8 protein-coding genes are annotated in these 9,042 nt (G+C 72.6%); 6 read left to right on the forward strand and 2 right to left on the reverse strand.

The genetic code is table 11. The annotated features are described in order from the left end of the window. Window positions 1–38: 38 nt before the first annotated feature. From kynU to KN815_RS40500, 5 genes are all read left to right on the forward strand, one after another. A complete protein-coding gene (gene kynU / locus KN815_RS40480) occupies window positions 39–1,247 on the forward strand; it encodes a kynureninase (RefSeq protein ID WP_216346791.1) in 1,209 nt (402 codons plus the stop codon). A gap of 3 nt (window positions 1,248–1,250) precedes the next feature. After that, window positions 1,251–2,162, forward strand: coding sequence for an alpha/beta hydrolase (locus KN815_RS40485; protein ID WP_216346786.1), 912 nt, complete (start codon window positions 1,251–1,253; stop codon window positions 2,160–2,162). Window positions 2,163–2,280: 118 nt separating this feature from the next. Continuing rightward, window positions 2,281–3,660 (forward strand): sensor histidine kinase, encoded by a 1,380-nt coding sequence (locus tag KN815_RS40490; protein ID WP_372458602.1) that lies wholly within the window; start codon window positions 2,281–2,283, stop codon window positions 3,658–3,660. Then, complete coding sequence (locus KN815_RS40495) at window positions 3,657–4,352, forward strand: response regulator (protein WP_216346787.1); 696 nt, start codon at window positions 3,657–3,659, stop codon at window positions 4,350–4,352. Before KN815_RS40490 ends, KN815_RS40495 begins: the two co-directional genes overlap by 4 nt. 117 nt (window positions 4,353–4,469) lie before the next feature. Next, window positions 4,470–5,693, forward strand: coding sequence for a cytochrome P450 (locus KN815_RS40500; RefSeq protein ID WP_216346788.1), 1,224 nt, complete (start codon window positions 4,470–4,472; stop codon window positions 5,691–5,693). A 159-nt stretch (window positions 5,694–5,852) separates the two neighbouring features. Here the strand turns inward: KN815_RS40500 and KN815_RS40505 are convergent, their stop codons facing one another. Then, window positions 5,853–7,505, reverse strand: a complete 1,653-nt coding sequence (locus tag KN815_RS40505; protein ID WP_216346789.1) for an ABC transporter permease — start codon at window positions 7,503–7,505, stop codon at window positions 5,853–5,855. Next, the gene (locus KN815_RS40510) at window positions 7,502–8,419 is read right to left on the reverse strand and encodes an ABC transporter ATP-binding protein (RefSeq protein ID WP_216346790.1); all 918 of its coding nucleotides are present in this window, start codon (window positions 8,417–8,419) and stop codon (window positions 7,502–7,504) included. Before KN815_RS40510 ends, KN815_RS40505 begins: the two co-directional genes overlap by 4 nt. 101 nt (window positions 8,420–8,520) lie before the next feature. Here KN815_RS40510 and KN815_RS40515 point away from each other — a divergent pair. Next, the coding region (locus KN815_RS40515; protein WP_216346792.1) for a GbsR/MarR family transcriptional regulator at window positions 8,521–9,042 on the forward strand (522 nt) is incomplete at its 3' end.

Below are 9,042 nucleotides of genomic sequence, written 5' to 3' on the forward strand. Positions count from 1 at the left end.
CGTCCGATTCGGCCGCGTCCGGTCCGGCCGAGACCCGTCTGTCCCGCTCCGCGCTGAGCGACGAGGCCGCCGCGCTTGACGCGGCCGACCGGCTGCGGGCCAAGCGCGACGCCTTCATCCTCGACGACGTGATCTACCTGGACGGCAACTCGCTGGGCGCGCTCCCGCGTGCCGTGCCGCCCCGCCTGGCCGAAGTGGTGGCCCGCGAGTGGGGCGAGCTGCGCATCCGTTCCTGGGAGGAGAGCGGCTGGTGGACCGCGCCGGAGCGGATCGGTGACCGCGTCGGCCGGCTCGTCGGCGCCGCCCCCGGCCAGGTGGTCGTGGGCGACTCGACGAGCGTGAACGTCTTCAAGGCGGTCGTCGCGGCCGTACGGATCGCCCAGGAGCGCGGCGCCCACCGCGATCAGATCCTGGTCGACGAGGCCACCTTCCCCACCGACGGCTATATCGCCGAGTCCGCCGCCCGGATGACCGGCTGCACGCTGCGGCCGGTCGCGGCGGGCGACGTGCCCGGCGCCGTGGGCGCGCGCACCGCCGTCGCGCTCGTCAACCACGTGGACTACCGCACCGGCCGCCTCCACGACCTGCCCGGAATCACGGCCGCCGTGCACGCGGCGGGCGGGCTCGTCGTCTGGGACCTGTGCCACAGCGCGGGCGCCCTGCCGGTCGGGCTGGACGCCCACGGGGTGGACCTCGCGGTCGGCTGTACGTACAAGTACCTCAACGGCGGGCCCGGCGCGCCCGCGTATCTGTACGTCGCCCGTGCGCATCAGCCCCGCTTCGACTCGCCGCTGCCCGGCTGGAACTCGCATGCCGACCCCTTCGGCATGGCCTCCGCCTACACCCCGGCCGAGGGCTCGGCCCGCGGCCGCGTCGGCACCCCGGACATCCTCTCGATGCTGGCGCTGGAGGCCGCCCTCGAGGTGTGGGACGACGTGACGATCGAGGACGTCCGGGCCAAGAGCCTGGCCTTGACGGACTTCTTCCTCCGCTGTGTCGAGGACCATGTCCCGGCCGGGCGCGTCCAGTCCGTCACCCCCGCCGCGCACACCGAGCGCGGCAGCCAGGTGGCGCTGCGGTGCGCGGACGCGGGGGAGGTGATGGCGGAGCTGACGCGGCGCGGTGTCGTGGGCGACTTCCGCCGCCCCGATGTGCTGCGCTTCGGCTTCACCCCGCTGTACACCGGCTTCGCCGAGGTGGAGCGGGCGGCGCGGGTGCTGGCCGACGTGCTGCCGAAGGAGGGCTGACCGATGGGCGGGGCAGCGGCCGAGGAGACGTCGCTCCTGGGGCTCGCACCCGTGGCCCCGGACCGGACCGCCGCGTACGGCGAACATCCGGACCAGGTGGCGGACTTCTACCTTCCGCGCGGGGCGCGCGGGGCGCGCGGGGCGCGCGGGGCTCACGGGACGCATGGGGCCGCCCGCCCCGCCCCGCTCGTCCTCCTCTTCCACGGCGGCGCCTGGCGCGCCCCCTACGACCGCCGCCATGTGTCGCCCTTCGCCGCCTTCCTGGCGGGGCGGGGGCTCGCGGTGGCGTCGGTCGAATACCGCCGGGGCGGGGCGGACCCCGCGCGGGCGGGGCGGTGGCCGGAGACGTTCGACGACATCGCGACCGCCGTGGATACGGTGCCCGGCCTCGCCCGGGAGCTCGGGCTCCCCGGGGTCGACCCGGACCGCGTGGTGCTCACCGGGCACTCCGCGGGCGGGCACGCCGTGCTGTGGGCGGCGGCCCGGCACCGGCTGCCGTCCGGCACTCCCTGGCATCTGCCCGCCCCCTCCCCGCTCCGCGGTGTCGTCGCCCTGGCCCCCATCGCGGACTTCGCCACGGCCCGTGCGCTGGACGTCTGCTCCGGCGCCGTAGGCGAACTCCTCGATGAAGTTCGCGGTGACGGCGATGAACTGACGGCCCGGCTCGCCCTCGCCGACCCCGCCGCACTGCTGCCCACCGCGATCCCCACCACCATCGTGCAGGGCGGCACCGACATCGACGTCCCACCGGCGGTCGCGGACGCCTTCGCGACCGCCGCGACCCGCGCCGGGCAGGCCGTCCGGCTGGTCGGAACGGAGGGCGGACACTTCCCGCCCATCGACCCCACCACGCCGGTCGCCCGCACCGTCGCCGAGGAAATCGCCCACGTGGCCGGGGCGGGCCCGGCAGGGTAGTCGGGGCACCGTCGACCGCAGCGCACCCGGCCAGGCCCCACCCCACCGCGTAGTACTTGAGGCGGACGCCGCACAATCCACATTCCCGGGGACGACGGCGCCGCCGGCGCTCTCTACCGTGGACGGCGTGACCCAGACGATTCCGCGGACCGAAATCCGCACCATCCGCCGGGCGTTGTCCAATTCGCGGAAGGACTTGATCACCGGGGCGTTCGCCTTCCGCCCGGTGCCGCCGCTGGCCGACACGCATCCGCTGGTGCGGAAGATGCCCCGGGCGGTGCGGCCGTACGCGCCGTGGCTGCCGCAGGCCGCGATCGGGGCCCTCGCCTTCTACCTCATGGCCGTGGCGGGCGAGACCGAGAGCGTAGGGGTGGCCCTGCTCAGCGGTGTGCCGCTGTTGCTGGCGCTTTACCGGCCGATCGGCGCCTGGTGGCTGTCGTTCGCGGCGAGCCTCGTCTGGGGCCTGGGCATCGCCGACACGTACGGCGGGAGCATGTGGCCCTGGCCGACGACCCTCTTCGCGTCGCACATCGCGGTGATGGTGATCGTCGCGACCCAGAACCGCCCACGGGTGGCCGGGCGGATGCTGCTGCTCACGGCCGGGTTCGGGTTCGCCTGTGAACTCGGTATCAATGCCCGGCCCACGAACGCCTTCTCCATGGTGGCCACCTCCTGCGTCATCGTGGGCGCCGTCGTGGCCCGGCGCAGTCTGCGCGAGACCAAGGAGCAGGTCGCCGTGCAGCAGTCGGCCACCTACGAGGAGCGTTCCCGCCGCACCCTGCTGGAGGAACGCGCCACCATCGCCCGCGAGTTGCACGATGTCGTCGCGCACCATATGTCCGTGATCGCCATCCAGGCGGAGGCCGCGCCCTACCGGGTGGCGAACCCGCCCGAGGAGCTGGCCACCAGCTTCGCGACCATCCGCGAGAACGCGGTCGCCGCGCTCACCGAACTCCGCCGCGTCCTCGGCGTCGTCCGCGCCGAGGACCCCGACGCCTACGCCGACGCCGACCCCGAGGCGCCCCAGCCGACCCTCGCCACCCTCGACACGCTCTTCGCGGGGGTCCGGGCGGCGGGGCTGACCGTCGAGCACGTGATCACCGGCGCCGTACGCCCGCTGCCCTCCGGTGTGGAGCTGTCCGCCTACCGGATCGTCCAGGAGGCGCTGTCCAACGCGCTGCGCCACGCCCCCGGATCCACCGCCCGCGTCGAGATCGCGTACGTACTCGGCGGTCTGGGCCTGCGGATCGTCAACGGTCCGCCCACCCAGCCCGTACGCCCCTCGCCGGGCATGGGCCATGGGCTGCTCGGGATGCGGGAGCGGGTGGCGATGCTGAACGGGGAGATGACGGCGGGAGTGGTGGAGGAGGACGGCGGCTACGAGGTCGCGGTCTTCATCCCGGCCGCGACCATCCCCGAGGCGGACCCCTCCACTCCGGACCCCGCAACGCCCCCGCAGCATCTGCCCGCCCCGGGAGCAGGGACGATGAAGCCATGACGACCGATGTCACCCCTGCCATCCGCGTGCTGATCGCCGACGACCAGGTGATGGTCCGCGAGGGCTTCTCCGTGCTGCTGAACGCCCAGCCCGATATCGAGGTCGTCGGCGAGGCGGTCGACGGGCGCCAGGCCATCGCGCAGGTCGCCGCCCTGCGCCCCGATGTCGTCCTGATGGACATCCGGATGCCGGAGCTCAACGGCCTCGAGGCCACAAGGGAGATCGTCGCGGCGGACGCGGACGCCAAGGTGCTCGTCCTGACCACCTTCGACCTGGACGAATACGTCTACCAGGCGTTGCGCTCCGGAGCGAGCGGCTTCCTGCTGAAGGATGCCTCCGCCCGTCAGCTCGGCGAGGCGGTACGGGTCGTCGCGGCGGGCGAGGCCCTGCTCGCGCCGACCGTCACCAAGCGTCTGATCACCACGTTCTCGCGGATCGGGGAGGCCGCCGGACTCGGTGGCCCGCTTCCCTCCCCGCAGGGGCGGCTGGCCGAGCTGACCGAGCGGGAGAACGAGGTCCTGGTGCTGGTCGCCCAGGGCTGCTCCAACGCCGAGATCGCCGAGCGGCTGATCGTCGCCGAGTCGACGGTGAAGACGCATGTCAGCCGGATCCTGGTGAAACTGGGACTGCGCGACCGCACCCAGGCGGCGGTGTTCGCCTACGAGGCCCGCCTGGTCACCCCTGGAGGCTGAGGAGGCCACCGGAGACTGCGCGGGCCGGGAGGCTGGGCGGCCCCGAAGGCCGAGCAGCCCCCGAGGCCGGCCGCCATGCCCTGGAGGCCGCGCGGGCCTCGGCGGTACCGTCCGGGGATGAGCAGCAGCGCGGAAGCCCCCGCCTTCGACCCCTGGCGGCCCTCGTTCGTCGCGGACCCGTATCCGGCGTACGCCGCGCTGCGCGAGCGCGGCCGCGTGCACTGGTTCGAGCCCTCCCGTCAGTGGCTGATCCCGCGGCACGCCGATGTCGGCGCCCTGCTGCGGGACCGCCGCCTCGGCCGTACCTATCTGCACCGCTTCAGCCATGAGGAGTTCGGCCGCACCGCGCCGCCGCCCGAGCACGAGCCGTTCCACACCCTCAACGACCACGGCATGCTCGATCTCGAACCGTCGGACCACACCCGGCTGCGGCGGCTCGTCTCCAAGGCGTTCACCCCGCGGACGGTCGAGGCGCTGGTGCCGACGATCCGGCGGTTCGCGGACGAACTCGTCGACTCCCTCGTCGCCTCGGGCGGCGGCGATCTCATCGCGGCCGTCGCCGAACCGCTGCCGGTCGCCGTCATCGCCGAGATGCTCGGCATTCCACCGGCCGACCGCCCCGCCCTACGGCCCTGGTCGGCGGATATCTGCGGGATGTACGAGCTGGGTCCGAGCGAGGAGACGGCGCGCCGGGCGGTGCGCGCGTCGCTCGAATTCTCCGGCTATCTGCGCGAGTTGATCGGCGCGCGCCGTAAGGCCCCGGGAGACGACCTGATCAGCGGGCTCATCGCCGCGCATGACGAGGGCGACCGGCTCACCGAGCAGGAGATGATCTCCACCTGTGTGCTGCTGCTCAACGCGGGCCATGAGGCCACGGTCAACTCCACCGGCAACGGCTGGTGGGCGCTGTTCCGCCACCCCGAGCAGCTCGCCCGGCTCCGCGCCGACCCGGACGCGCTGCTGCCCACCGCCGTGGACGAACTCCTGCGCTTCGACACCCCGCTACAGCTCTTCGAGCGCTGGGTGCTGGAGGACATCGAGGTCGACGGCACGGTCATCCCGCGCGGCAGCGAGGTCGCCCTGCTCTTCGGCTCGGCCAACCGCGACCCGGCCCGTTTCGACCGCCCCGACACTCTCGATCTCTCCCGCGCCGACAACCCCCATGTCAGTTTCGGCGCCGGGATCCACTACTGCCTCGGCGCCCCGCTGGCCCGGCTGGAGCTCGCCGCCTCCTTCGGCGCGCTGCTCCGTAAGGCGCCCGGGATGCGGCTGGTCAAGGAGCCGGAGCCGCAGACGAACTTTGTGATCCGCGGGCTCCGGGAGCTGCTGGTCGAGCTCTGAGCGGACGACGGTAGACAGCCGGCAGACAGCGAGCAGACACAGCAGCCAGCAGACACAGTAGACAGCGGCCGGCAGACGGCGCAGACGAAAGGGCCCCCTGTTGTCCACAGCCTGTGGACAACAGGGGGCGGTTGCCGGGGTGTGGCGGGCCGACGGGGGTCAGCCGCCGATGTCACGGCGGCGCAGACCCACCAGTCCTCCGGCGGCGAGAACGACCGAGAGAAGCAGCAGCCACAGGAAGGGCGCGGCCGTCACCTCATCGCCCGGCAGCTTCGGCAGATGGCTGAAGGGCGAGGTGTTCATGACGGAATCGGACAGCTCCAGCGCCGGGCCCATCCAGCCCAGGGCGACCACCCAGCCGACGAAGGCCCAGGCCGCGGCCGAGTACTTCGGCAGCACGCCCACGAGGAACAGCGTCACGCTGGTGAGCACCCACAGCGCCGGAAGCTGGGCGAGAGCGGCGCCCATACAGCGGCCGAGCTGGTCGCCCAGATCGCCCGCCGCGACGCCGTAGCCCAGGCCGAGCGCCAGACCGCCGATGGCGAGGATGACGACCGGGCCGAGGTAGGCGATGACCAGATGGCTCCCGGCCCAGCGCAGTCGGCCCACGGCGTTGGACAGCAGGGGCTCGGCGCGCTGGTCGGTCTCCTCGCTGCGCAGCCGCAGCACGGCGCTGGCGGTGTAGACGGCGAGGATGGTGCCGAGGACGCCGACCATGGCGGCCAGGAACGCGTCGTTGAGCCCCTGGGCGCCGCCCATCCGCTGGATGATGTCGCGGGTCTGGTTGCTGTCGCCGAGGAAGTCGTCGGCACCGTCGGAGATGGATCCGAAGATGGCGCCCGCGAAGACGAAGCCCGCGGCCCAGCCGAGCAGGGCACCGCGCTGAAGCCGCCAGCCCAGGCCGAAGACGCCGTTGAGCAGTGGCCCGGCGGCCGGCGGGCCGGGACGGCTGGCGTAGAAGCTGGCGCCCACGTCACGACGGCCCGCGAGGGAGTACGCGAGGCTGATCGAGGCCGCGGCGAGCACGGTGATCAGCAGCAGCGGCCACCACCGCTCGCCCCCGTACGGCCGGGTGTACTCGGCCCAGCCCAGCGGCGAGAGCCAGACCAGGACATGGCCGGAGCCCTTGCTGCCGTCCTCGGCGGCGTCACCCGCCATGCGCAGCACGAAGGCGACACCGACCGCGGCGGAGCTCAGGCCCCGGGCCAGCCGTGCGTTCTCCGTGAGCTGGGCGGCGACGGCGGCCAGACCGCCGAACGCCATACCGGACAGGCCGACGGCGAGGCCGAGGGCGAGCGCTCCGGTGCCGCCCTGGCCCGCGAGGCTGCCCGCGATGAGCAGGGTCACCGCGCCGTTGGCGATGCCCACGGCGAGCAGGGCCGAGGTGAGACCCGCGCGGCGGCCGACCATACCGGCGGAGAGCGCCTCCTGACGGCCGGTCTCCTCCTCCTCACGGGTGTGCCGGATCACGATCAGCAGGCTCATGATCGCGGCGAACACCGTAAGGAAGGCACCCACCCGCCAGACGGTGAGCGCGCCGAGCGAATCGTCGAAGGCGGCGCCGAACAGGGCCCGTGTCGAACCGTTCCCGTTCATGTCGTGGACGAGGTTGGCGCGCCGGGCGGGGGTGTCGTACGCGCTCTTCAGGCGGCCGACGGTGCTGCTGGCCGTGAGCCCCAGGCACAGCACCCACACCGGCATCATGATCCGGTCGCGGCGCAGGGCGAGCCGCAGCAGCGTGCCCGTGCCGGCCAGATCGCGGGCCGATCCGCGGGTGCGGGGGGAGACCCGGGCGTCGGCTACGGCGGTCATCGGACGATCGCCTCGGCTTCCGTGTGCGAGATGTCGTCCTGGTAGTGGCGGAGGAAGAGCTCTTCCAGGGTGGGCGGGGTGGAGATGAGGCTGCGCACCCCGGCCTGGGTGAGCTGTCGCAGCACGGCGTCCATCTTGTCGGTGTCGACCTGGAGCTTGACCTGGCGGCCCTGGACGTCCACGTTGTGCACACCCGGGAGGCCGGACAGGCCGTTCGGCTCCTCGGCCAGCTCCGCGGTGACCGACGTACGGGTCAGATGGCGCAGCTCGGTGAGCGTGCCGGACTCCACCCGCTTGCCCTTGCGGATGATGCTCACCCGCCGGCAGAGCGCCTCGACCTCACTGAGGATGTGGCTGGAGAGCAGGACCGTACGACCCCGGTCGCGCTCCTCGGCGACGCACTCGCGGAAGACCTCCTCCATGAGCGGGTCGAGCCCGGAGGTGGGCTCGTCGAGGATCAGCAGCTCCACTTCGGATGCGAACGCGGCGACCAGGGCGACCTTCTGCCGATTGCCCTTGGAGTACGTACGGCCCTTCTTGGTGGGGTCGAGCTCGAACCGCTCCAGGAGCTCGGCGCGGCGTGCGGAGTCCAGCCCGCCGCGCAGCCGTCCGTACAGGTCGATGACCTCTCCGCCGCTCAGGTTGCGCCACAGGGTGACGTCCCCGGGGACGTAGGCGATGTGGCGGTGGAGGTCGACCGCGTCGTGCCAGGGGTCCTTGCCGAGCATCTGCACCGCGCCGGAGTCGGCGCGGAGCAGACCGAGGAGGACCCGGATGGTGGTGGACTTCCCGGCGCCGTTGGGCCCGAGGAAGCCATGGACCTCACCTGCCTCGACTTCGAGGTCGAGGCCGTCCAACGCGTGGGTCCGGCCGAAGGACTTGTGGAGGCCGGACACGGAGATTGCCGTTTTCATGATTCCGAAGCTACGCTAGTTTCACAAAATTGTGAAGTTAAGGAACCATATAAACTTATGATGATGTGACGAAGAGAGGAGATGATGAAGCGGTGAGGGAGATGATCGAACCGGAGGACGCGCCCGGTGACGCGCGCGACGAAGCGGCGGTGTCCAGGTTCGTCGAGCGGTTCGCGGCCGATCTGGCCGAGGGCGGTATGCAGCGCATGGCGGCGCGGGTCTTCGCGGCGCTTCTCGTCTCCGACGCCGGGGCCCTCACCTCCGCCGAACTGGCCGAGCAACTGCGGATCAGCCCGGCCGCGGTCTCGGGCGCGATCCGCTATCTGTCCCAGGTGGACATGGTGGTGCGCGAGCGCGAGCCGGGCTCCCGCCGCGATCGCTACCGGCTCTACAGCGTGGTCTGGTACGAGACCCTGACCCGCCGCGACCAGATGATGGCCCGCTGGGAGAGCACCATGCGGGACGGCGCGAAGGTGCTCGGGCCCGGCACCCCGGCGGGGCTGCGGATCACCGAGACCGCCGACTTCTTCGAGTTCGTCCAGCAGGAGCTGCCCAGGATGCTGGAGCGCTGGCGCGCCCAGCAGGCCGCGCACCGCGCCGCGGAGGCGCGCGGGGCGCGCGAG

This window comes from Streptomyces niphimycinicus, assembly GCF_018883605.1.
Lineage (GTDB): Bacteria > Actinomycetota > Actinomycetes > Streptomycetales > Streptomycetaceae > Streptomyces > Streptomyces niphimycinicus.

Excerpts from the sequence above, each read along its gene's own strand:
- KN815_RS40495 (WP_216346787.1), top strand. The coding sequence starts at position 3,657 with ATGACGACCGATGTCACCCCTGCCATCCGCGTGCTGATCGCCGACGAC.
- KN815_RS40500 (WP_216346788.1), top strand. The coding sequence starts at position 4,470 with ATGAGCAGCAGCGCGGAAGCCCCCGCCTTCGACCCCTGGCGGCCCTCG.
- KN815_RS40485 (WP_216346786.1), top strand. The coding sequence starts at position 1,251 with ATGGGCGGGGCAGCGGCCGAGGAGACGTCGCTCCTGGGGCTCGCACCC.
- KN815_RS40510 (WP_216346790.1), bottom strand. The coding sequence starts at position 8,419 with ATGAAAACGGCAATCTCCGTGTCCGGCCTCCACAAGTCCTTCGGCCGG.
- KN815_RS40505 (WP_216346789.1), bottom strand. The coding sequence starts at position 7,505 with ATGACCGCCGTAGCCGACGCCCGGGTCTCCCCCCGCACCCGCGGATCG.